The organism is Cupriavidus sp. SIMBA_020, assembly GCF_046535395.1.
Lineage (GTDB): Bacteria > Pseudomonadota > Gammaproteobacteria > Burkholderiales > Burkholderiaceae > Cupriavidus > Cupriavidus campinensis.
On the sequence record NZ_JAWRWU010000932.1, the window covers coordinates 1 to 260 of the forward strand.

1 protein-coding gene is annotated in these 260 nt (G+C 71.5%); it reads right to left on the bottom strand.

Translation table 11 applies throughout. From position 1 onward, the window contains the following. The coding region (locus SB751_RS32180; protein ID WP_410749284.1) for a beta-ketoacyl synthase N-terminal-like domain-containing protein at positions 1 to 260 on the bottom strand (260 nt) is incomplete at both ends.

Below are 260 nucleotides of genomic sequence, written 5' to 3' on the forward strand. Positions count from 1 at the left end.
GTGCCATGCGCCTCGAGATAGGCGAGCGTGCGCGGGTCGACGCCTGCGCGTCGATAGACGGCGCGCAGCAGGTCGGCCTGCGTCGCCGCCGCCGGCACGTTGATGCCGCCGTGCGAATGGCCATCCGAGTTCACGCCCGATCCGGCGATGACCGCATGGATCGTGTCGCCATCGGCCAGCGCCTGGTCAAGCGGCTTGAGCAGCACGAACGCGCCGCCTTCGGCGCGCACGTAGCCGTCGCCGGTCGCATCGAACGCGCG